Here is a 20,094-nt window from a genome sequence, read left to right as displayed (position 1 = left end):
CCCGCCGACCGGTGCTCGCCCGCTTCCTGTTGCGCCGCTACCTGCGCGCCGTCGTCGTCAAAGCCGCAGGCACCGACCGGCCCCGGCCCGCGATGTCACCGCCGCGCCACGTTGGCGCACCGGCCGCCTCCATCCACCGCCACACCCGCTGACCGCCGTCGTGGGTAACGCACAGCCCCCTGGACCGCCCATGACCCCACCCGTCACCGCCGACGCCCTCACCGCCGGCATCACCCTGCAGCTCGACCAGCTCTCCGAGCGGCTGTCCCAGGCCGGGCCGCAGCAGGCCGCCCAGATCCTCCGGCAGGTCCTGGATGCCGACAGCGGCGTCCTAGGCAGGCTGTCAGCCCTGGTCGGCACCGGTACCTACGTGACCAAGCACCATGCCCAGAGCGGCGTCTTCCCGGCGGAGATGTGGCTGGCTCTCGGGCGCACCGCCAACACGTTGTACGACCTCGCCCTCGACCTGGACGAACACCAGGAAGTCTTCGAGGAGATCGCCACGCGCCGCCCCCTGACCACGTCGTCTCCGGCGGCCACGCAGGCCACCGCCCTGGTGGCGCGCGGGAGGCACCGGTGAGCCGACAGCAGCAGTGGACCGGCTGGGGTCAGGCCCAGCAGGCTGAGCAGCACTACCTGATCGAACCGCGCTACCTGGCCGGCGGCGGTGACCTGCGGCATGTCAGCGAGTTCCTGCGCGCTTCGGGCTGGATGGACATCACCCGCAAGTCCGGCACGACGCTCGCCTTCGACTCGCCCGACCAGATGGTGCGCGTCGCCTACCAGCCGCCGGGCGGCTGGCAGATCCACGGCGCCGCCCAGGGACATCAGCCGGCCTGGCAGGTCACCCTCACCCCGCAGACCCCGGTGGAGATCGTCGCGGGCCTGACCGACGCTCTCACCAAGCCCCGCTCGGCGCACGCCCCGAACGTGTGGGCGCCGCTCACCGAGAAGTCGTGGAGCATGCAGCAGGACGACTACTTCGTAGCCCAGAGCCCCGACCGGCACGCCGTCGTGCAGTACGTCAAAGCCGGCGGTGACGGCAGCCAGGACCACTGGTGGGTCGGCGCCCGCAACGAGCACGGGCCCGTGTGGAACGTGCAGGCCACCGCGAGCACCCCGCTGAACCTGATGCAGTCCCTGACCACGGCCTTGGCCGACCCGGAGCCGGTGATGCGTCCGCGCGGACACGTCCCGCTCAGCAACCGGATCCGGGTGACCTCCGTGTCCGTGCGCCCCGACCAGCTCGGCGCCTGGCAGCAGGCCCGCCTCTCCGCCGCCCGCGCCGCCACGTGGGGCCGCAATTGGGTCTCATCCCGTGCCCGGACCAGCAAGGCACCCGGCTATGCAAGAACCCGGTGACCGGCCCGGTCCATCGTCGCCCCTCCTCGGCCGCGCCCTTGGGCGACATCTCACCCCGACCACCAGGCCCGGCCCGGCACCCGGCGCCTCCACCGCCCGGTCACGGCCTGATACCCCCGCGCTCCTGAACCGCCTTTCCCCTCCCTGGAGCTTTCGATGACCGACGAACCCACCGCCCAGCTGACCGCGGAAGAGATCCGTGCGTCCGCCCAGACCCTGCACCGCCTCGCCGCCCACCTGCGGACCGGTCCCAGCCTGGCCGATGCCCTTCCCTTGATCGCCGCGCTCGTCGACGCCGATACAGGTACCGCAGCCCGCCTCGGCGAAGCCCTGCGCGGCATCGCCCGCTACCTCGCGCAGGAGACCACCGTTCCCCGCACCGACACCGTCGAGGCGACCCTGGGCGAGTACATCGAGGCCGCATCCGTCCTGCAGGACCTGCGGCTGCTCGACCTCACCCTGGAACCCCTGCGGACTGCCTCCGTCCGCAGGGCACCCGCCCAGGCGGTCCCGTGGCGGTGAGCCCCGCCCAGCGGGCCTCGTACGCTGAGGATCACGCCACGAAGATCCCTTTCGAGACCACGCCCCGCCCCCTCGCCGGGCCCGGCGATCCACGCCACGTCACCCACGCCCTGCTCGCCGCCGGCTGGACCCTCACCTCCGCCCCCGGCGACCTCCGGATCGCCCTGGCTGGCCCCGACGAGGCCCGGCACCAGCTGGTGATCGATCCGTTCGCCTCCGGCTCGCCGTGGCGGATCCAGTCCGTCGACTGGACGTGGAACGCCTCCTTCGACCGGATGGTGCCGGCGGAGATCATCGCCGGATTCACCGACGGCCTTCTCCACGGACCGCGCCGGGGCGACAGGAGTCCGTGGGAGCACATGCAGAAAGCGGGTTGGGCCGTGGAGCGCCAGCCGGACGGCACCGGCCAGGCCCGCTCGCCTGCACCGGAGCTGCCGATCCGTGCCGAACTGCGTCCGATCTTCAACGACTCCTCCGACCACCTGGCTTGACGCATCGTTCAGCCCGACCACATCGGTGCGCCGATCTGGAAGATGTGGATCAGCGGCCCGGTCCCGGAGCACCTCATGGCCGGCCTGGCCGAACAGCTCGTCTCGGCCGTCCCCGTCCTGCGCGGCATGTACGACCTCGATCACTACAGCGCCCGGCAGAACCCCAGCCCGCTCACTCCCCAGCAGGCAGTCGAAGCCCACTTCACCCGCATCGACGCCGCCCGGGCACAGGCCCGCTCCCAGCGCCGCACCCACATCGCCACCCGCCTACCGGCCCCGGCTGCCGCCCCGGCAAGTCCGGCGCCCTCCCGTACATCCCGCCCCTGAAATCCGAAAGGCTAGCCCGTGCCCCGATCCGTCCCCTCCGGCAGCACTTCCGTCCCCGGCCTTCAGGAGATGGTCAGCCGGCTTACGGCCTTCCTGCGCGCGGCGGATGCGGCGGTCGACGCCTGGGACCTGTACTCCGACGAGCACACCGATCTCGATGGCTGGCCGTACGACCCGGAGAGCTACGACGACCGCAAGGCCGACCGGGACCACGTGGTGTGGAAGGCGTTCGAACCGGTCAGCGAGGAGGCCGGCGTCCTGCTCGACGCCGCCGAGGCCGACCTCGAACGGGTCCCCGCCCCTTCCGTCCAGAACCGCTGGGCCTGGCAACTGACTCAACTGCGCGATGCGCTCGACCAGATAGCGGCCATCAGGACGGAGTACCGAACCCTCCTCGCTGCCCACCCTCATGCAAGCGCGGAGGCCCGCCAGGCTGCAGTTGACGCCCGTAACGCGGAGGCGTGGAACGCCCTGTACGGCTGGTTCGTCCACGGCTGTGCCGTCCTGGAGATCCACACCTCCGCCGTACGCACCGCCGCGGGCCCTCGGATCGACACCACCACCCCGCCGCCACCTGCTCCGCCGGCCACCGCCGGTCGCACGACCCGCCGCTGAACCAACCTCTCTTCCCTTCTGCCTTGGAGTCCGCTTGTCCCTGCGTCCGTTCGTCCTCGTCGTCGCCCCGGGTGACGACATCTATCGCGGCTACTGCCTGCGCCAGCTTGCCGATGCCTACGACGTCGCCGTCATCACGACCGGTCCGATCACCTGGGAAGGACCCCACGTGGTCGACCACGAGATCGTCAGCGACATCGAGGATGAGGCCGGCCTCTTCGCGGCTGGTGAGGCGCTTGCCGAGCGCCGCCCGATCGCGGGCGTGGTGACCTGGGCCGAAGGACACCTGACTGCGGTGGCCCGGCTGGCCGAGCACCTCGGTCTCGCCACTACCAGCGTGGAGTCGGTCCGCACCTGCCGGGACAAGGCCGCCAGCCGCGCCGCGTTCGCTGCCCACGGTGTTCCGTCGGCCCGGTCCACCGCGGCGAACTCCCTGGACGAGGCCCTCTCGGCAGCATCTGCCATCGGCTATCCGGTCGTCGTCAAGCCCGCCTCGGTCGGCGGCAGCATCGGCGTCATCAAGGCCGAGACGCAGGAGGACCTGGCCGACGCCTACGCCTTCGCCACCCGCGGGGTCCAGCTCCACGGCGGAGACAACACCGTCGTCCTGGTCGAGGAGTACCTATCCGGCGAGGAAGTCAGCGTCGAGTGCGTGACGTACCAGGGCGTGACCACCGCGGTCGCGGTGACCCGCAAGGAACTCGGGGCCGAGCCGCTGTTCGAGGAAATCGGCCACACCCTCACCGCCGGCGACCAGCTGCTGGAGACCGTCGCGCCCATCGCCTCGGCGGCGGTCAAGGCCACCGGCACCATGAACGGCATTCAGCACGTGGAACTGCGGCTCCCCCCTCCGGACCGCGCGTGATCGAGGTCAACACGAGGATCGGCGGGGACTGGATCGGCTGGGCGGTCTGGCGGGCAACGGGGCTGTCCCTGCCGCGGATCGCCGCCGACCTGGCCGTCGGCTGGGCCCCCGACCTCACCCCCGCCCGGCAGCAGGCCGTCGCCATCAAGGTCCTCTACGCCCCCGCCTCCGGCACCCTCGCCGAGCGGGCCATCGTCGGCGGGTTCACCGAGGCCGCCGGGTGGGTGCACGGACCGGCCTGGCTGATGGAGGAAGGCGACGAGGTCCTGCTGCCGCCCGCAGGCGACCTCGACTCCGCCCGCATCGGCCTGTTCGCCACCCACGCCGACACCCTGGAACTCGCCGTCGCGCGCCGCACGGTCACCGCGAACCACATAGCCGTCGCCGTCACGGACAGCGGGCGGGAGTGAACGAGCCCGAGAAGCCGCCGGTACTCGCCCAGGTCACCCCCCGGTATCTGGCCGGCGGCGGTGACCCGCGCTGGGTGACAGCCCCGCTACAGAAGGCATTCCGCTGGCAGCCCGCGCACATCCCCCTCAGCCCGGTCGTACGGCTCACCCGCCGCGACCGGCAGGCCGAACTGCTGCTGTCACCGGACCCGGACGAACACTGGTGGACCCTGCACCACACCGGGACCACCGCTGGCGAGAAGGCGTGGACCATGCGCTTCGGCGCCCGGACACCAGCCGAGATCGTCGCAGCGGCCACCGACGCCCTCACCACCGGCCCGGCCGACAGCGCGGCCGATCCGATGCAGGTCCTGGAGCAGGCCGGTTGGAAGCGCTCCGTCCTGGAGCACCAGATCTCCTCGCCCGACGGATTCGTCACCGTCTCCCGGCACCCTCTCGGCGCGCTGAACATCGAGGTCACGGCCCACGACGGCCCCTGGGCCTCCGAGCCCACTGCCCGTACGGCCTGGCGGTCGTACTTCTCCGACCACACCCCGCCCCACCTGGCCGCCGCGGTCCTCGCCGGCATGGTCTCCACGGAGCCGCTGCTGCGTGACGAGAAGGAGATGGCCCCCTTCCTGCGCTACAGCGTTCGCATCGCCCGCGAACGCGTTCCCGCCCATCAGGCCGAGTACGCCCTGTGGGACAGGGTCGACCGCCTCGCCGCCCACCGCACCGGCACACCGTTGCCGCCGCAGCCACCCGGCGGATCGCTGCCGCGTCGCACCCGCTGACCCCCTTCGTCCCCGACCCCTCCATGGAATCGCGCGCCCTTGTCCCAGCCCAGCTCCTCCTCCGACGGCTACGACATAGCCTTCAAGGTCCTCCTCGGGGCCTTCGCCGTCGCCATCCCCCTCGCCCACCTCGCCTGGCTCGGCGGGAACCTCACCGCCCTGCTCACCGGACACCCGTGGGCCGCCTACCGGCCCGCCGACGCCCTCATACGCCCCGACCAGCTCTGGCCCGGCCTGGGAGAAACGTCCCTGCTGATCGGTGCGCGGATCCTGCCCGTCCTGGCCTTGCTCGCCCTTGCCTCCGCCAGCGGCCTGTGGTGGAGCCGCCACAAGGCCACGTTCGGCGGCAACAAGAAGCGCCGCATCGTGGGCACCGCAAAGGCCAAGGACATCGCACCGGTCCTGGCCGCCGCGATCACCGACAAAGCCCGCAGCCTGCGCCCCAGCCTGAAGGACGCCCAACGTATCGCCCCGTCCGACACCGGGATCCTCCTTGGCAACCTCCAGGGCAGCAAGACCGAAGTCCGGATGGGGTGGGAGGACGTAGCGGTCGCGATCATGGCCCCCCGTTCCGGAAAGACCACCTCGCTGGCGATTCCCTCCATCCTGGCCGCGCCCGGCGCCGTACTCCTCACCAGCAACAAAGCAGCTGGTGACGCCTATACGGCCTGCTTCGACGCCCGCAGCCGGGTGGGTCGGGTGTGGTCGATGGACCCCCAGCAGATCGCCCACGCACCGCGCACCATGTGGTGGAACCCGTTGGCGGACGCGAAGTCCTTGGAGGGTGCGGGGCGGTTGGCGGGACACTTCCTCGCCGCGTCCGTGGATGCGAGCCAGCAGGGGGACTTCTGGTCCAAGGCCGGCAGCAACGTCCTGAGCCAGCTGTTCCTGGCCGCGGCCCTCGACAACCGTCCGATCACGGACGTGATGCAGTGGCTGGCCTTCCCCGCCGACCGGCGCCCCCTCGACATCCTGCGCGACCACGGATTCACCGCTGTCGCAGCCCAGTTGAAGGGAACGGTCGAGGGCCCGCCGGAAACCAGAGACGGCGTGTATGAGACCGCGAGACAGTACGCGTCCGCCCTGCTCAGCGCCGACATCGCCACCTGGGTGACCCCACAGAAGGACGTCCCGGAGTTCCGCCCGGCCGATTTCGTGGCCTCCAGCGACACACTGTTCCTGCTCTCCAAGGACGGTGGCGGCGGAGCCTCCGCGCTGATCGCGGCGTGCGCGGACTCGGTGATGCGGTCCGCGACCACCCGAGCCGAACGTACCGGCGGACGCCTCGACCCGCCCATGCTCGCGATCCTCGACGAGGCCGCAAACGTATGCAAAATCTCCGACTTGCCGGACCTGTACTCGCACCTGGGTTCCCGCGGGATCATCCCGATCACGATCCTGCAGAGCTACCGGCAGGGCCAGAAAGTGTGGTCGGACGCAGGCATGGACGCCATGTGGTCGGCGGCAACGATCAAGGTCATCGGCGCCGGCATCGACGATCCCGATTTCGCGGACAAGCTCAGTCGACTGATCGGCGACCACGACGTCGAGACGAAGTCCACCTCCATCTCCGACTCGGGCAAGTCCACCTCGATCAGCATGCGGCAGGAGCGGATCCTGCCCGCGGACCGGATCCGCGCACTACCCAAGGGCACCGCCCTCCTCTTCGCCACCGGGCTCCGCCCGGCCGCGCTCGACCTGCGCCCCTGGTACCTCGAACCGGGTGCGGGCAACCTGGCCGCCGCATCCAAAGCCGCCTCGGACGCAATCACAGCGCGAGCCGTCGCCAAAGCCGCCCCTGCGCAAGCCGACTTCAAGAAGGCCGCGTGATGCCGCACCTCACACCCTGCGGTTCCGCTACACGAATGCCTTCATCCGTGCCTGACGCCGCCACCCGCCACCGGCCTGGATGGCCTTCGCCGTCAGCGCCGCCGCCGAGACCGGGCTACGGCGACCGGCCGCCACGGTGGGCCGCCCCATCGCCCGCACCTGCGCCATCAGGCATCCGCCTTCCCCTATCCCAGGAGACCCCTTGCCCCAGTCCTTCGCCCTCGGCCCGAGCAACGAGGAACTACTGCTCCTCACCAACCTGCTGCTCGATGCCGCGTACGGGTTCGACGGCCTCAAGAAGCAGCGCAGCGCGGGCCCTGGGCGGCTGGAGGAGATGGTGCGGATCAGCGGCACCCTGCACCGGACTTCGCTGCTCTGCGGCCAGCTGCTCTCCAAGGCGGCGCTGAGCGACGCGCCGACCACCCTCGACGGCCGGGAGGCCGTCGCCCTCCTGCGCCAGCTGACCGAGGCCGCCACGACCGCCGCCGCACGGGCGGCGGACACCATCTCGGCTCTCGCTCACGACGACGCCGCCTCCGCCGACTGCCTCGTGGAGCAGACCCGCGCCCCGCTGTCCCGAGCACCGTCGGCCGTCGAGCAGATCCGCGCCGCCCTGCTGCGGCACGACGGCCTCCTCTACGCCCAGATCCGCGCCGCGCGGGAGGGCCTGGGCGCGGGAGGCAAGACCGTCACGATCAGCGACGCCCAGCGCAAAGGGCTCGCCTCCCTGGTGCGGGGCGACGGCGTATTCCGCGAGCACTACGGCATCCGGGAGGTGGTATCCCCACTGTCCTCGCACGTCCTGCCGGCCACGGTCGACGCCCTCGCCACCAAACAGCTCATCACCGTCACGCCGCTCCCGGAGCACCAGGACCGATTCGGTCTGCGGCTCACTACCGCCGGCGTCCAGGCTCTCCTCGCAGCCAGTACCCGTCGGGTCCGCTCCGTCACCGCCACGCCCCCCGTTCCGGCGAGAACGAAGCTGGCAGGCCCGGCTGTTGCCCGTCGCTGAGCGGCCGGGCCACCCCCACCGCGCCGTACCCACCTAGGAGATCTCACGCCCCCCACCAACCACGTCGGCGCACCCACCCCCGCCGACATCGCACGCGCCCTCGCCACCCGCATCTCCACCAGCCCGCCGCCTCCGCCGCACGTCGTGACCGTCAGCTTCGGCCTGCTGCGCAGCGCCGAGTCCCGCTACGACTTCCGTTCCTCCGGCGGACCCGTGCTCGGCCTCGCCAACACACTGCACGCCCAGCTGTACGGCCTTCCGCTCGAACGTGCTCGGCCTGGTCTCTGCCCAGCTGGAGGCCGCCGCCGCGCTCATCGAACGGGCCCGACTCCAAGCCCGCTGGAACCGACTGCCAGAGACGGTGCACGCCCGTCTCGTCACCAGCCAGGCACTCACCCAGCACCTGGCCGGCGAACTCCAACAGCTAGCGCCTGCCTTCACGCAGCCCGGCACGCCCGCCGCGCCGGCACCCAGCCTCCCTGCGCCTGCCGCATCAGCTGCACGATCCCGGCTCTGAAGCCGACCTCGGCGGCAGCCCTGAACGTGGCACTTCCCGCGCATTGCTGAGGCCCACCTCCCCGCCCCTCCCGGATTTCCCGGCTCCCCGCCCCGCCGCGTCCCGAGCGTTTCGGCACCCGGCCCCACCCGAAGGCCCTTCCTGCCTATGACCGAGCCCACCGCCGACCAGTTGTTCGACGTGCCCGAGCCCCGCACACCCGTCGAACTCCTCCTCTCCTTGGCTGGCAACTACACCCGGCACAACGACGCCCTCGCCCTCTTCCGACCCACCCACACCTCCGGTCCAGAGCTGGGTGCACACGCCAACTCCGCGGCGCAGCTGGCACACGAGTCCCTCGCGGCCGTCAAAGCCGTCCAGGACCAGCAGCTGTACGCGAGCGCCGACCTGATCGACGCCACGGTACGGATCAAGCAGATCGCCTACCTCAGCAGCGAAGCGGCCCGCCACCTGGCCGAAGCTCAGGCCTTGGTCAGCGCCGCGTCCCCAGCAGACCCCGAACGCACCGGCCCGCCCGACGGCGTCGACCGCTGGGTGCAGCTGGCGCAGGAGCTGACCGCACTCGCTCCGGAGGCAGCCGTCGAGTCCGCCACCGGCATCGCCCGTGAAACGCAGCGGCGCCGGCCTGCCGCGGCAGGAGCATCCGACGGCCTGGCCGCCGCCGAACTCTCTGCTCTCCACGCAGCCGCCCGCGGCCACGTCGTTATGGCCCAGAGCCTGGGGCGGCAGTACGTCCACAGCCGCGACGGCCGCGTCCGGATCAGGACCCTGCGCTCCCTGGAAAGCAAGGGCCTGATCACGCGCGAGCCCGCCACCGCGCCACCGGCTTACGACAACGGCCCGGCCCAGGACCGCATCCGCCTCACCGCCGGCGGAACGACCGCCGTCGCCACCCTCCTCGCGGCTCCCCCCACCACCCCCGTGTACGCCACCCCTGCCGTGCCACCAGCGCCCGCGACGACGGCGCCGACACGAAGCCGTTGACGGAACCGTCTCCCCCCTCTTCCCGCCCCCGCCCATGACCGACGCCGCCCACGCCGCGGGCGGCACCACCCGCAAGGACCCGCCATCCCCACGACCACCAAGACCTCCACCACGCCGCATCAGCCGGCCACCAGCACGGCGGCCACCACCCTCCGCCCGGCCCTGCGCGCCCTTTCACCGAGTGCCGGGGTACAAAGCTCGGCCCTGTGGTGCCTGTCCGCGGACAGCACCCTCCCCAAGATCGACGTCGCGGTCTTGTGGGACACCGGCTGGGAACCCAAGAAGGTGTACGAGCACCTCGACCGCCTTGAACGCGAGATCGCCGCCCCCGCCGGTCCGGACGCGGAGGCTCTCGAAGCCGGTGTCGTGGACGGCTGCTCACCGTGGGCCTGCCGGCGTGAGCAGCCCGAACCGGTACGGGACGACTTCGGGCTGGCCGTATGAGGGACCTCATCGTGGACCTCTTCGCCGGTCCGGGCGGTTGGGGGCACGCCCTGCACGTGCTGGGTGTGCGCGACGTCGGCCTGGAGTGGGACGAATGGGCCTGCAAGACGCGCGCCGCAGTCGGGCAGACCACGATCCGTACCGACGTCGCGCTCTACCCGGTCCGACCCTTCGTGGGGCGAACCCGCGGGCTGATAGCAAGCCCGCCCTGCCAGGCATGGAGCATGGCCGGCAAGCGCCTCGGTCTTGTCGACCAGCCTCTCGTCCACCAGGCGGTCGCCGACCTCGCGGTCGGCCGCGACACCCGGCCCCAGCTCCTTGCCGCCTGCCAGGACCCGCGGTCGCTACTGGCCGCCGAGCCCATGCGATACCTCCATGCCCTCCACACCGCGGGCGAGCCGGAGTGGGTGCTGATGGAGGAGGTGCCCGACGTCGCACCGCTGTGGAAGCAGTACGCCGCCGTGCTGCGCACCTGGGGGTTCTCCACCTGGAGCGGCATCCTGAACGCGGCCGACTACGGCGTACCGCAGACCAGGAGGAGGGCGATCCTGATCGCCTCCCGCACTCGTCGGGCCGCCCCGCCCGAACCCACGCACGCCAAGCTCGGCGAGCAGGAATCCCTCTTCGGACCCGGCCGCCAGCGATGGGTGTCCATGGCCGAAGCCCTGGGCTGGGGCCGCACGGACGGGCCCGTGCCCACTGTGTGCGCCGGCGGCGGACCCGGGGGCGGACCCGAACCCTTCCCGTCCGGCTCCCGAAAGACGCTGTCCGACGCCCGCGACCGCGGCGCCTGGCAAAGCCCCCCGCCCCGCATGGAACCCTCCCGGAGCTCCAAGGCCAGCTCGCCGTGCAGGTGCCGGGAAGGGGCCCGGCCGTCGCCGCGCTGCACGGCCGGACCGGACTGGGTTCTGCGCAGCAACAGCCAGGCGAACGCGGCCGTCCGCCCCGTGACCGAGCCGGCCGCCACCTTGTTCTTCGGCAACCGCGCCAACGAATGCATCTGGACCACCCGCTCCACCACGACCCTGGGCTCCGCCGCCGCGGCGCCGGCAATCCGGATCACCGCAGAGGAAGCCGGGATCCTGCAAACCTTCCCGGCGTCCTACCCCTGGCAGGGCACCAAGGGCCAACGCTTCTCCCAGATCGGCAACGCCGTCCCCCCACTGCTCGCAGGGCACTTGATCGCCCCGCACGTGGAACGCACGCTCAACCGCGACGACTTCGTCCTGGCGGCGTGATGACCGACCACGCCCGCGCCGCAGCCGAGGAGGATCTCCTCGGCGATCCGGCACCTCTGCCCGTGGTCCACTACGCCGAGCAGGCCCTGCTCGGCGCCCTGCTCCTGGTACCCGCCCGCCTGAAAACCATCGGCCCGCTCGAGCCCGAGCACTTCTCCAGCGCCGCCCACGGCAGCCTGTTCGCGGCGATGCGCACGGTGCCCCCGCCCACGCCCGAGGTCCACCGCACCAGCCCGGTGTGGCCGAACCAGCTCCTCGCCGCCGCCCAGACCCGCGCCCTGACAGCCGCCTACCTGCACATCCTCATCAGCAACTGTCCCACAGACGCCCATGCCCCGGCCTATGCTCAGATGGTCCGCTCCGGACATGCCCGCCGTCTCCTGCGCCGGCACGCCGGGCTCCTCTCCCAGGCCGCCCGCACTCCGGGGCCCGACCCGGCCGGAACGGTACTGGCCCGCGCCGACCAGCTCGCCGTCTACCTCGACGAGCTGGCCACGGCCTTCCCCTCTCACCCCGGGTCGATGCCCCGAACCCCGGCGGCACCCGACCCGGCAGCCGAGGCTCCGGCGGAGGCGGAAGACGAGGAACGGATGCTGCTGGCCGCAGCGACCGGCCGCCCCGACGACCTACCGAGGATGCGCTGGCTACACGAAAGGGACTTCACCGTCCCCGTGCACGCCGCCCTCTTCGCCTGCCTGACCGCCCTCGCCCGCAGAGGGGCGCCCGTGGACCCCATCACCCTGCTGTGGGAAGCCCAGCAACGCGGCCTGCTTCACGCCGGGTTCGGCCCTGACGAGGTCCTCGACCTGGTCTCCCATCCCGCCGGGGCACCCGAGCACTGGGGCCAGAAGATCCTCCAGCGCGCCCTCCTCAGTCAGGCCGTCACGGTCGCCGCCCGGATCGCGACGCTGACGTCGGACGAGGCAAGCTCCGTCCACCAACTGGCCACCGGCAGCCGCCGGGCACTCTCCGCACTGTCCTCCGTCCGGACCCGCTGGCACCACGCCACCAACGACCCCGGCGCGAAGCCCCCATCCCGCCCGTCCGCCGCCCCTCGGACTCCGGCCGTACGAGCCGGCCCCGCCGCACGAACCCCAGCCCGGCCAGGCCGATGACCATTCCCGCCCCGACCGAAAGCCCCTCATGCCTCACGCCCCCGCCGACGCGCACATCCGCTTCGCCCTCCACCCAGACCACCACCCGGCCGTGATCGCCACGACGTCGGGCTCCACGAGCGACGCCGCCCGCTCTCACCTGTACGACCTCGGCTTCCGCAGCATCGGACCGGACACCATGGTCCTCGCCCGCATCGACCACGAGGAGCCGTACTACGCGAACACCTCAGCCAAGCAGCTGAGTCGATACGGCTTCACCGTCGAGATCGAAACGGCCCTTCAAGGAGAGATCGACACGGAATGGACCTGGGGCAACTATCCCTTCCCCTGGTGCACCCGCGACGAAGTACGTGAGGTCAGCGCCGAAGCCCAGCGCATCCACGACGACATCGCCGAAGGCCGCCTGATCATCCACCTTCACGCCGACGACGGCCAGACCACCGTCGCCGTGGGGACGTACGCCACCGGTGTCCGGCGCCATGTCCACCTGCACGGCGAAGACCACCTGCGGCAGGTGGCTATGACCTTCGAGACCGAAGCCGAGGCACTCGCGGAGTTCTACAGCCTCTACACCGTCGCCGTCCGTCCTGGCCCCGCCCCGCAAACCGACCTCGAACAGCGCGTCCGTCAAGCCCTCCACAGCACAACAGTCCCGGTATCCCCCGAAACCCCAGCCCCTGTCACGCCTGTGACTGCGCACGCAAGTTGGCACCGTTCGCCAAGTGCGACGCTCAGGCGGGCGTCCGAATGACTGCCGCGTCCTTCTTTGTGTCAGTCCCGCCACAGGACCCGGAGAAGGCCTCGTTTCGCCGCGCCCAGTAGAACTGGCAGAGGGCGTTGAAATACCGAATCAGCTACCTCGTCGGACCGCCGACAATCCGCTGCGGCCCATGGTCGACCACGGCGGCAGCCCCCGCCTTCCTGGGAGGCAGGTCAACCGTCCAGGACGTCGCCGACGAGTTCGGCCACGCAAGCTCCGTCGGCCTCGCCGTCGGGCTCAAGCCGCCCCACTGTGAATACGGGGTGCAGGGCAGTGGGGCGGGCACACGACGGACGGTCACCGAGACCGCCCCGGGTACGTCGGGTCTTCGTTACGGGCAGGTGGTGACGGTGTCGCCGGGGCCAGCGGAGCACGTGTCGGTGCCGGGACCGCCGTTGAGGGCGTCGGCGCCGTTTCCGCCGCTGATCATGTCGTTGCCGGATCCGGCGTAGACGCTGTGCCAGCAGACCACCGCGTTCGTCACCACGCCAAGCACCACGCCTGCTCGTTCTGCCGCTCGGGCTGACGGCGGGTGACCTTGGTTTTGGGCATAGTGGAGCTGGCGGCGCAGGGCATGCAAGGAATCGCCGTTGTTCGGTTGCCGGTATTTCGCCGCGTAGATCGTTCTGCGGATGGCCCGCACTCCTTCAGCGCGGCGGCTAGCGCGTTCTGCCGGCAAGACGCCGAAAGCTTGCCGACGATCAGGGGGCTTGGCGTCCCGTACTTCAGCGCCCCCGCCAGCCGCAGCAGTCTTCCCAGTGATCGGCGATCAGGTCCAGGTGGCCTTCTTCGTCAGCAGCGGTCCTGCCCTCGAGAACCGCTCCTGGGCGCGGCGGCGGCTTGGGACCAGTTGCCGCTTGTGCTACTCGCGGGTCGGGTGGAGCATGGAATCAAGATCGCTGCAACGGGGTGCAGCCTGGCGTGCAGGAGACCGCCATGGCCGGTCCGTTCCAAACTCTCCCGATCAGCGGTGGTGCCTCGGTCGACCTCTACCTGCTTCGTTACGGAAAGGACGGCCTGCTTCGCAGTCCGGCCGCCGAAGCCGAAGTGGAGGAAAGGCTCGCCAAGGCGACGGACGTCTACTTCTTCGCCCACGGCTGGAACAACATCTTCGCTAAGGCCCTCGACCGCTACCGGAATTTCGCCGCCGGATACATCGCACAGCGGGCCGAGTTCAGGATTGCCGACCCCGGCCCCGGCCCCTACCGGCCACTACTGGTCGGCGCTATCTGGCCGTCGACCAGCTTCGTCATGCCCTGGGAGACCGGCCCTGTGATCGCGGGCCCGCCCGATCCAGATGGTCCCGCCGCCGCGGAGCAGGAGGAACTTCTCGCGCTGGCCACCGCCGAGATGAACGCCGACGAAGACCGCGCGTTTGTCGACGCCGTGGACGGACGCACGGCCGTGGACAAGATGACCGCCGAGAAGGTGGCCGCCATCGTCCTGCGGAATCTGCGCGCGACGACTGACCCGGACGACGGGTCGGCGCCCCCGGACGTGGCAGGGCTGCTCGACATCTGGACCGAACTCGGCGGCGAGCCGATGCCAGAACCCTCCGAAGACCTCGGCTCGTTCGGCCCGGTGGGCAGCGGAGGCAGGGGCGGCCCGCCCGCCCCCGCGGGCGTGGGCTACGATCCGCGAGACATCCTGCGCGTCGCCTCGGTCTGGCAGATGAAAGCACGCGCCGGGGTGGTCGGCGCCAAAGGCGTCGCCCCCCTCGTGGAGCGCATCCTGCACCGCGATCCACCCGTGCGCCTGCACCTGATCGGCCACTCTTTCGGAGCCCGCGTCGTACTTTCCGCCCTCAGCGCCGCAGCCGCCGGGCGGTCGGCGCACTCGATGCTGCTGCTCCAGCCGGCCGTCAATCGCTGGTGCCTCGCTCCAAAGGTCGTGGGGACAGGGCAGCCAGGCGGCTACCACTCCGTGCTGGCGAAGGTCGAACAGCCGATCCTGACCACGTTCTCCTCCAGTGACAAGCCGCTCACGAACGTCTTCCACCTCGCGATGCGCGGAAGGAACCTCGGCGAGCAGCCGGAGACCGCCGCGGTCGGGGACACGTACCGGTACGGCGCGCTCGGCGGCTTCGGTCCGCTGGGGCTAGACGGACAGTCGACCACATGTGACGCGGTGGCCCCCGGCAAGGGGCACTACCCGCTGGCCGAAGGAGCGCGGGTGATCGCCATGAAGGGAGGAGCCGAGGTCGACGGCGAGGTGCCCATTCGCGGGCACGGCGAGATCAGCAACCGTTTCACCTGGTGGGCGCTGCACGACCTCACCCGGGGCGACTGAAGACGGACTACACCGGAATCCGGAGCTTGCGATGGAACCCCACGGCGGAGGGCACAGGTCGATACTCCGCGTCCGGCTCGACCTCGCGCACACCGTGCCGGAAGTCGTCGCCGAGCTGGTCGGCTACCCCGACGGAGCGGAGCGCACCTACGGCGAGCCGGTCCGGCTGCCAGTCACCGAGTACGGGCTTAGCGCGGACAGCGAGCCGACGACCGGTGCCGGCGTGCCGGCCAAACTGCTGGACACCGTGGTTCCGTTCATGGCGCAGCGTGCCGGCAGCCCCTGGGGCATGTGGCTGCGCCTGGTTCCCCCGTACGGCCATCTGGGCGCCGTTCCCTGGGAGCGTGAGCTCATCCCGCAGATCGACCGGCCCGTGCTCAGGGTGCCGGATCTGCTGCCTGTGGCCGCCGACCTGGGGCGGGTGTGGAGCGTGGGCATCGTGGTAAACGCGATGCCGCACAACCAGGCGCCGGAGACCCACTGGGCGCCCCACTACGTGGCCGAGTTCATCGGAATGCTGCAGCGGATGATCGGGCCGGGAGTGGAAGCGCACGTCTTCGCGGACGGAGTCACGTACCAGGGTTTGAGCAGGCTGATTCCCAAGTACGAGGTCCAAGCACACCTGTACCCGGTCACGGATGCGGTGCCGGCAGGGTGGGACCTCCCGGTGAGCGAGGCTCCTCAGGCAGACAGTCCCGCCGAAGCACCCACCGAGTTCCTGTGGCCGGACTGGATCGCCTCCGCCCTCGGCGGCAGGGCCGTACGGGCGTTGTATGTGGTCGCCCCTGCCGCGTACGACGGCGGTCGGCCGGTGTTGACCATGAGTCCGGATCCGCGGAGGCCCGCCGACCCTGACGACTGCGCCTACGTGACCGTCAACGACCTGCAGCAACTGGCCGACAGGGTCGGCGCATCGACGCTGTGCGTGGGCTCTGCTGAGGACAACCCGTGTGATGCCGCCACGCGCTTGCTGGCCGATGCGCTGGGGCGGCACCGGGCCGGCCCGACGTTCTACAGCGACTTGGGGAACGACCGGCGCGGCGAGGCGCTGGCCCAAGCGCACGCGTTCCTCAGCGACCCGTCCGGGTCGGAACCGATCCCCCAACATTCCTCCCTCTTCTGCCATCTCCAGCCCCGGCGGGTGGGCGCCCTGCTCGGGGAAGCGTGGCCAGACCCCGACCAGCCGAACCGGGGCTGGCTCACCGGACGCACCTCGATGGGTGACGCCGCTACCAGTCAGGAGCTGACTCCGGCCTTTCAGGCCGTGCCGGACGACGAGCAGATCGTGGCCCGCTATGCCTCGGCTGCATCCGTGCCGACCTGGGCGGCAGCTACCGAACGCTATCTGGAGGCGAAGGCCGCAAAGTTGCTTGAGGCGGCCGCCGTCCCCGGCGAGACCCCGCCGATGAAGCAGGCGTACGACCGGGGCATGGCGCAGGCCCTCGGTGAACTGCGCCGGCTCACCCAGGCCCAGGTCTACCGGGATCACCTCCACGTCGACAGCTTCGGAGTCGATGACGACTACCTCCAGGCCGAGGAGGAGTGATGCGCACAGTCGTGGCCTTCGAACAGCGAGGCAAGCGCACACTGATGAAGCTGGCCGTCTGCCCGGTGAAGATCCCGGACATCGGCAAGCTGGAGTACACAACTCTGCCCGCCGTCCCCGCAGACCGCCCGCCCTCGCTGGCGGAGTACGGAGCGGCCCTCCGTGCACTAATGTCACAGCACCCACCGGTGGCAAAAGGCCTGGATAACGCGTTTGCCCAGCAGATCGGCACCGCCAGCCCGCTCTACTTCCACATGGTCTCCACCCCTGCCGACGCGGTGCCGTGGGAGCACCTTTATGACGGGGAACGATTCTGCGCCCTCAGCAGGTGGCCCATCGGGCGGATCGCACGGATCCAGCAGGACGTGGACCCCTGCGGCTTCGTGCCACCGCTGCGCATCGTCGCGGTGCTCTCCGCCGCAGGGCGGGACGGCACGGCACAACTGACCGGGCTGCTGAACGCGGCCAGGACCGGTGACGCGAGAGCGCTCGGGGTGCACCTCCACATCATCAGCGCGCAGGAGGAACTCCTGGCAGTCGCAAGGGCTGCCGAAGAGGAGGAGGCACAACGGGCCGAGGGCCAGGCTGACCGGCCGGTGATCACCGTCCAGGCGCTGCCGGGCACCGAACCGGGTCTCACCAGCTGTATCACGGCGGCCAGACCGCACATCCTGCACCTGCTCGGCCACGGCGGGATCAGGGCCAACGAGCCTGTGTTCTCGTTCGCCACGGTGGCGGACTACGCTGCGCAGAAGGTCGGCAAGCCGGCTGGTATAGGCTCACTCCTGCTTTCGGCGGAGGACCTCGCGTGCGTCCTCAAGGCGTGTGCGCCGTGGCTGGTGGTCCTGGGCGGTTGCCAGACCGCGGCCGCCGTGCAAACGCGGCCCCTGGCCCATGAACTGGTCTCCCTCGGCATACCGGCAGCGGTCGGTATGCGCCGAACGGTGAGCCTCGGCGTCGCCGACCGGTTCTGCAAAACGTTCTACCCGGCGGTGGTGTCCACCATCCTGACCGCGGTCCAAGACGGTGAAGTTCCGGTGATCGAGTGGGCGGCGGCCCTGACCCCACCGCGCAAAGTGCTCGCCGGGTCCGATCCGGAGCGGACCGATGCGTGGACCTATCCCGTGCTCTACGTACAGCACAGCCCGTTCCGAGTGCATCCCGGCTCGTTCCGCAAGGTCGAATTCCTCGGCTACCTCAAGTTCTGGGAGGAGTACCGCGACAGCCTCCCGGACACCACCCCACCCCGGGTGAGGGACTACGTGGAGACGCGGATTGCGCAGACCCAGGCGCGCATCGCCGCGGAGCCATGAACACGCCCACCCCCATGCCGTCCGAAATCCGCCTCAACGCATGGACCGGCACAGAGGAGGCACACGGACAACTGGGCGCACAGGCCGCCTGGTGGGGCGAGGGGCAGGACGGTATGCCGCAGGAACAGCAGGTCTTGGAGTTCGGTCCCGACCCGCCCATGACGGCCTGGCGGGACCCCAAGGTGGGGTACGGGGTCCTCCTCCGGGACGACGAGAGCGACCGGTTCACCGATGCGCAGAAGGCTGCAGGCGCGGATGCCCCGGGGCCCGTGCAGGACCTGCTCGCCGCCCGTGAAGGAAGCGTGGTCCTGCGCTGGAGCCCCGACGCCGGCCTGGGCGATGACCACCTCCGCCGCTACTACGCGGACGGCTCCCCCTTCAACGACCCGGCCATCGGGCTCTCCGACTTCGGCGTGGCCAATGACTGCCTTCCCAAGTACGTGGCCATCATCGGCGGCCCGGAAGCCATCCCGTGGTCCGTGCAGTACTCGCTCGGGACGCGGCACGCCGTCGGCCGCATCCCCCTCCAAGGCGATGCCCTGGACCGCTACGTCCACGCCCTGATCACAGACTGGGAGGGTGCTGAGGCCGTGCCCGACCAGGCCCTTGTGTGGACCGTCGACTGCGGCGATGTCATGACGCGCTTGATGCGGACCGTGATCAGCCATCCGCTAGCGAAGGCGCTGAGCCCGCCTCCGCTCGCCGGCTTCCAGGAGATCGTGGGTCCCCAGGCCACCGGCAGCGCCCTTTCCCAAGCGCTGGGGACGACCCGCCCAGGCCTCGTGGTCACTTCCAGCCACGGGCTCGTGGAGCCCTTCGACGACCCGGACGCGCTGCGGGCCACTTTGGGCCTGCCGGTCGACCAGAACCGTGTGCCGGTCACGGTGGAACAGCTCTCCGCGGACCTGCCCGGCGGGTGCATCTGGTTCGCCCAAGCCTGCTGCTCCGCGGGCGGCGCGGGCGCCAGTCTGTACACCGCGCTCCTGGAACCACAGTGGCCCGCCGCGGCCACGGTCGAAGCCGTGGCCCAATGCGGTCCGGTCGTGGCTCCGGCGGCACTGGAGGTACTGGGCCGGAAGAACCCGGTCCGGGCCGTGCTGGGTCATGTCGAGCCGACCTTCAGCTGGACGCTGCAGGTGAAATCGACCGGCCAGATCCTCGGCGGACGGATCGTCAACGCCCTGTCCAGCAAGCTGTACGACGGTGTACCGCTCGCCCATGCGTTCGCGGACTACCGGGCAGACGTCGGCCAGCTGTACTACAAGTGGTTCACACTGCAGGCACGGCTCAACGACGACGCCGACACCAGGGTCCTTGATGAGATGCGACGCATCCGCCTCGCCGCGCTCGACCGCCAAAGCCTGGTCCTGCTGGGCGACCCGACGGTTTCCCTGCCGCCCTGCCGGGCTACGGCCGTTCCGTAAAGCCGCGTCCTATGTCGTGAAGCGGACGAGGCGCTTTCAGGTACTGCGTCGCTGAAAGGAGCGCGCCGCTTCCACCGTTCGCGATCGGGCGCTGACTTCGCCCCGGGACCCCGTGCCTTCGTCGGCAGCCGATTCGATTAGGCGATCTCCCGGTGCCGAGCGGGGCGTTGATGCGAGCGGTCACCGATAGTCGTGTGCCCGGGAGGTCCTTCAGTGGGCGGCCCTTCGCGACGGTGAGGTCCATGTCTCCACCGGCA

Annotated in this window: 21 protein-coding genes; 20 read left to right on the top strand and 1 reads right to left on the bottom strand. The window is 70.7% G+C overall.

Annotated elements, in window-relative coordinates; genetic code table 11:
* Positions 1–190: 190 nt before the first annotated feature.
* The 16 genes from OG982_RS26640 to OG982_RS26565 all read left to right on the top strand — a co-directional run bounded on the left by OG982_RS26640 (position 191) and on the right by OG982_RS26565 (position 13,256).
* Complete coding sequence (locus OG982_RS26640; protein WP_266949382.1) at positions 191–580, top strand: hypothetical protein; 390 nt, start codon at positions 191–193, stop codon at positions 578–580.
* On the top strand, positions 577–1,362 hold the full coding sequence (locus OG982_RS26635) for a DUF317 domain-containing protein (protein ID WP_266949380.1): 786 nt from the start codon (positions 577–579) through the stop codon (positions 1,360–1,362). Before OG982_RS26640 ends, OG982_RS26635 begins: the two co-directional genes overlap by 4 nt.
* Positions 1,363–1,518: 156 nt before the next feature.
* Positions 1,519–1,884, top strand: a complete 366-nt coding sequence (locus tag OG982_RS26630; protein WP_266949379.1) for a hypothetical protein — start codon at positions 1,519–1,521, stop codon at positions 1,882–1,884.
* Complete coding sequence (locus OG982_RS26625) at positions 1,875–2,375, top strand: DUF317 domain-containing protein (RefSeq protein ID WP_266949378.1); 501 nt, start codon at positions 1,875–1,877, stop codon at positions 2,373–2,375. Before OG982_RS26630 ends, OG982_RS26625 begins: the two co-directional genes overlap by 10 nt.
* Before the next feature lie 42 nt (positions 2,376–2,417).
* Positions 2,418–2,702, top strand: coding sequence for a hypothetical protein (locus OG982_RS26620; RefSeq protein ID WP_266949376.1), 285 nt, complete (start codon positions 2,418–2,420; stop codon positions 2,700–2,702).
* 18 nt (positions 2,703–2,720) lie between these two features.
* Positions 2,721–3,317, top strand: a complete 597-nt coding sequence (locus OG982_RS26615) for a hypothetical protein (RefSeq protein ID WP_266949375.1) — start codon at positions 2,721–2,723, stop codon at positions 3,315–3,317.
* A 34-nt stretch (positions 3,318–3,351) separates the two neighbouring features.
* Positions 3,352–4,182, top strand: a complete 831-nt coding sequence (locus tag OG982_RS26610; RefSeq protein WP_266949373.1) for an acetyl-CoA carboxylase biotin carboxylase subunit family protein — start codon at positions 3,352–3,354, stop codon at positions 4,180–4,182.
* On the top strand, positions 4,179–4,592 hold the full coding sequence (locus tag OG982_RS26605) for a hypothetical protein (protein ID WP_266949371.1): 414 nt from the start codon (positions 4,179–4,181) through the stop codon (positions 4,590–4,592). Before OG982_RS26610 ends, OG982_RS26605 begins: the two co-directional genes overlap by 4 nt.
* Entirely contained in the window at positions 4,589–5,365 is a 777-nt protein-coding gene (locus OG982_RS26600) for a DUF317 domain-containing protein (RefSeq protein ID WP_266949369.1), read from the top strand. Before OG982_RS26605 ends, OG982_RS26600 begins: the two co-directional genes overlap by 4 nt.
* 39 nt (positions 5,366–5,404) lie before the next feature.
* On the top strand, positions 5,405–7,195 hold the full coding sequence (locus tag OG982_RS26595; protein WP_266949367.1) for a type IV secretory system conjugative DNA transfer family protein: 1,791 nt from the start codon (positions 5,405–5,407) through the stop codon (positions 7,193–7,195).
* A gap of 202 nt (positions 7,196–7,397) precedes the next feature.
* Positions 7,398–8,207 (top strand): hypothetical protein, encoded by an 810-nt coding sequence (locus OG982_RS26590; protein WP_266949365.1) that lies wholly within the window; start codon positions 7,398–7,400, stop codon positions 8,205–8,207.
* A gap of 664 nt (positions 8,208–8,871) precedes the next feature.
* Positions 8,872–9,708, top strand: coding sequence for a hypothetical protein (locus tag OG982_RS26585; protein ID WP_266949363.1), 837 nt, complete (start codon positions 8,872–8,874; stop codon positions 9,706–9,708).
* Between the two features lie 255 nt (positions 9,709–9,963).
* On the top strand, positions 9,964–10,152 hold the full coding sequence (locus OG982_RS26580; RefSeq protein ID WP_266949361.1) for a hypothetical protein: 189 nt from the start codon (positions 9,964–9,966) through the stop codon (positions 10,150–10,152).
* Positions 10,149–11,390: a DNA cytosine methyltransferase gene (locus OG982_RS26575; RefSeq protein ID WP_266949360.1), complete on the top strand. Its 1,242-nt coding sequence runs from the start codon at positions 10,149–10,151 to the stop codon at positions 11,388–11,390. The genes OG982_RS26580 and OG982_RS26575 overlap by 4 nt, the downstream gene beginning before the upstream one ends.
* A complete protein-coding gene (locus OG982_RS26570) occupies positions 11,390–12,505 on the top strand; it encodes a DnaB-like helicase N-terminal domain-containing protein (RefSeq protein WP_266949359.1) in 1,116 nt (371 codons plus the stop codon). Before OG982_RS26575 ends, OG982_RS26570 begins: the two co-directional genes overlap by 1 nt.
* Before the next feature lie 91 nt (positions 12,506–12,596).
* Entirely contained in the window at positions 12,597–13,256 is a 660-nt protein-coding gene (locus tag OG982_RS26565) for a hypothetical protein (protein ID WP_266949357.1), read from the top strand.
* 340 nt (positions 13,257–13,596) lie between these two features.
* On the opposite strand, the gene OG982_RS26560 is transcribed toward OG982_RS26565, so the two are convergent.
* Complete coding sequence (locus tag OG982_RS26560; protein WP_266949355.1) at positions 13,597–13,752, bottom strand: hypothetical protein; 156 nt, start codon at positions 13,750–13,752, stop codon at positions 13,597–13,599.
* A gap of 434 nt (positions 13,753–14,186) precedes the next feature.
* On the opposite strand from OG982_RS26560, the gene OG982_RS26555 reads away from it, so the two are divergent.
* Genes OG982_RS26555 through OG982_RS26540 form a run of 4 tightly spaced genes read left to right on the top strand, consistent with a single transcriptional unit; the run spans position 14,187 to position 19,837 of the window.
* Positions 14,187–15,554 carry a hypothetical protein gene (locus tag OG982_RS26555; RefSeq protein WP_266949353.1) on the top strand — a complete coding sequence of 456 codons (1,368 nt, stop codon included), beginning with the start codon at positions 14,187–14,189 and terminating at the stop codon, positions 15,552–15,554.
* 31 nt (positions 15,555–15,585) lie between these two features.
* Positions 15,586–17,100, top strand: coding sequence for a hypothetical protein (locus OG982_RS26550; RefSeq protein WP_266949352.1), 1,515 nt, complete (start codon positions 15,586–15,588; stop codon positions 17,098–17,100).
* Positions 17,100–18,413, top strand: a complete 1,314-nt coding sequence (locus tag OG982_RS26545) for a CHAT domain-containing protein (RefSeq protein ID WP_266949351.1) — start codon at positions 17,100–17,102, stop codon at positions 18,411–18,413. The genes OG982_RS26550 and OG982_RS26545 overlap by 1 nt, the downstream gene beginning before the upstream one ends.
* Positions 18,410–19,837 (top strand): hypothetical protein, encoded by a 1,428-nt coding sequence (locus OG982_RS26540; protein ID WP_266949350.1) that lies wholly within the window; start codon positions 18,410–18,412, stop codon positions 19,835–19,837. Before OG982_RS26545 ends, OG982_RS26540 begins: the two co-directional genes overlap by 4 nt.
* Positions 19,838–20,094 lie beyond the last annotated feature (257 nt).

It is taken from the genome of Streptomyces sp. NBC_01551, from assembly GCF_026339935.1.
Lineage (GTDB): Bacteria > Actinomycetota > Actinomycetes > Streptomycetales > Streptomycetaceae > Streptomyces.
The sequence above is the reverse complement of the archived record's forward strand: the minus strand, read 5'-3'. Positions and strand labels throughout refer to the sequence as shown.

Coding starts and splice junctions, on each gene's coding strand:
- OG982_RS26640 (WP_266949382.1), top strand. CDS start 191: ATGACCCCACCCGTCACCGCCGACGCCCTCACCGCCGGCATCACCCTG.
- OG982_RS26630 (WP_266949379.1), top strand. CDS start 1,519: ATGACCGACGAACCCACCGCCCAGCTGACCGCGGAAGAGATCCGTGCG.
- OG982_RS26620 (WP_266949376.1), top strand. CDS start 2,418: ATGTGGATCAGCGGCCCGGTCCCGGAGCACCTCATGGCCGGCCTGGCC.
- OG982_RS26585 (WP_266949363.1), top strand. CDS start 8,872: ATGACCGAGCCCACCGCCGACCAGTTGTTCGACGTGCCCGAGCCCCGC.
- OG982_RS26575 (WP_266949360.1), top strand. CDS start 10,149: ATGAGGGACCTCATCGTGGACCTCTTCGCCGGTCCGGGCGGTTGGGGG.
- OG982_RS26570 (WP_266949359.1), top strand. CDS start 11,390: ATGACCGACCACGCCCGCGCCGCAGCCGAGGAGGATCTCCTCGGCGAT.
- OG982_RS26550 (WP_266949352.1), top strand. CDS start 15,586: ATGGAACCCCACGGCGGAGGGCACAGGTCGATACTCCGCGTCCGGCTC.
- OG982_RS26545 (WP_266949351.1), top strand. CDS start 17,100: ATGCGCACAGTCGTGGCCTTCGAACAGCGAGGCAAGCGCACACTGATG.
- OG982_RS26540 (WP_266949350.1), top strand. CDS start 18,410: ATGAACACGCCCACCCCCATGCCGTCCGAAATCCGCCTCAACGCATGG.